3 protein-coding genes and 1 tRNA gene are annotated in these 1,459 nt (G+C 73.3%); 3 read left to right on the top strand and 1 reads right to left on the bottom strand.

Features of this window, described 5'->3' with window-relative positions; genetic code table 11:
* Both E1284_RS40690 and E1284_RS40685 read left to right on the top strand, forming a co-directional pair.
* The coding region (locus E1284_RS40690; protein ID WP_424923542.1) for an MGH1-like glycoside hydrolase domain-containing protein at positions 1 to 371 on the top strand (371 nt) is incomplete at its 5' end.
* 17 nt (positions 372 to 388) lie between these two features.
* Positions 389 to 880: a hypothetical protein gene (locus tag E1284_RS40685; protein ID WP_131945433.1), complete on the top strand. Its 492-nt coding sequence runs from the start codon at positions 389 to 391 to the stop codon at positions 878 to 880.
* Here the strand turns inward: E1284_RS40685 and E1284_RS40680 are convergent.
* On the bottom strand, positions 877 to 1,149 hold the full coding sequence (locus E1284_RS40680; protein WP_131945432.1) for a YtxH domain-containing protein: 273 nt from the start codon (positions 1,147 to 1,149) through the stop codon (positions 877 to 879). The genes E1284_RS40685 and E1284_RS40680 overlap by 4 nt on opposite strands.
* 144 nt (positions 1,150 to 1,293) lie before the next feature.
* Here E1284_RS40680 and E1284_RS40675 point away from each other — a divergent pair.
* A tRNA-Asn gene (locus tag E1284_RS40675) sits at positions 1,294 to 1,366 on the top strand.
* The last annotated feature ends 93 nt before the right edge of the window (positions 1,367 to 1,459 follow it).

The raw sequence follows: 1,459 nt of genomic DNA, 5'->3' as shown, positions 1-1,459 counted from the left end.
ACCCCGACCTGCCCGCCCCCATCGTCCGCAACCTCGTCGACCTCCTGCTGTCCGCCCGCTTCGCCGGCGCCGCCGGCTACCCCGTCCCCAGCTGCGACATCCAGGCCCCCGCCTTCGACCGCGGCGGCTACTGGCGCGGCCCCACCTGGATCAGCACCAACTGGCTCGTCTGGTACGGCGCCCTCGGCCACGGCCTCCCCGTCGTCGCCGACCTGCTCTACGGCTCCACCATGCGGCTCGTCCGCCAGTCCGGCTTCCGCGAGTTCTTCGACCCCTTCGACGGCACCGGCCGCGGCAGCCACGACTACGCCTGGTCCGCCGCGCTCGTCCTCGACCTCCTCGGGGCCCGCCGTGCCCCCCAGGCCGCCTGATCGCCTACCGTGAGGACATGCGCCTGCTCCGGGGCTCGCTGCCCGCCGAAGTCCGCGCCGCGCTCACCCTCGACCGCGGCGAACGCGTCCTCGCGACCGCCCCCACCCGAGGCGGATCGCACGTCATCGCCACCACCGCGGCGCTGCACGTCCCGGCACCCGCGGGCGGCTTCACCCGCATCCCCTGGGAACGCGTCGACCACGCCACCTGGAAGGACGGCTGGCTCCACGTCCACGAGACCTCCGCCGGCCCCGAGCACCACGTCCGGCTCACCGACCCGGGCTCCGTCCCCGAAACCGTCCGGGAACGCGTCACCGCCACCATCGCCGTCAGCCACCAGGTCCAACTCCCCGGCGGCAAGGTCCGCATAGCGGCCCGGCGCCCCGCCGCCGGCGGCGACGTGCGCTGGACCTTCGTCTTCGACGCGGGCCTCGACCCGTCCGACCCGGGCCTGCGCGCCCAGGCCGAACAGGCCCTCGAGGAACTGCGCCGCCAGACCGGCCTCTAGCCCGGGTACACCGTCGGCTGGTCGTCGCTCTTGCCGCGCCCCGCCACCTGCTCGGGCACCCGCTCCTTCAGATGGTTCGCCTTGCCGCGCGCGGCACCGGCGAACTCCTCGCCCTTGGCCCGCAGCATCCCGGCGGCCTCCTGCACGTTCGGGTTCTCCGACACCTGCTGCGACAGCCGCTTGATCTGCTCGTACCGCTCGCGCCCGGCCTTCGTCCCGAGGACGTAGCCGATCGCGGCGCCTGCCATGAACATCATGCGGGTCTTCATGTCCAACTCCCACTGACGGCGGAATCGTGACACCCCCCATACCCGCCGACGGCGCACCCACGCGTAACGCGGGCGCGAAGACCCCCTCACATGCGCTAACCTAGTGCCGCCGACAGGGGCCGAAACGCCCCACCGGACGCACGATCCCGCGTAGCTCAATCGGCAGAGCAGCCGGCTGTTAACCGGCAGGTTATTGGTTCGAGTCCAATCGCGGGAGCCGAGGCGGGTCAGTGTGCTCGGCGGGCCTTTGGGCCCGCCTTCGCCGGAGGCCCGCCGATGACGCCCGGGGGGCGACCCCCCGGGCGTCATC

The organism is Actinomadura bangladeshensis (assembly GCF_004348335.1).
Taxonomy (GTDB): Bacteria; Actinomycetota; Actinomycetes; order Streptosporangiales; family Streptosporangiaceae; genus Spirillospora; species Spirillospora bangladeshensis.
Note: the sequence above shows the minus strand (reverse complement) of the source record. Positions and strands in the feature narration are given on the sequence as shown.

Coding starts and splice junctions, on each gene's coding strand:
- E1284_RS40685 (WP_131945433.1), top strand. CDS start 389: ATGCGCCTGCTCCGGGGCTCGCTGCCCGCCGAAGTCCGCGCCGCGCTC.
- E1284_RS40680 (WP_131945432.1), bottom strand. CDS start 1,149: ATGAAGACCCGCATGATGTTCATGGCAGGCGCCGCGATCGGCTACGTC.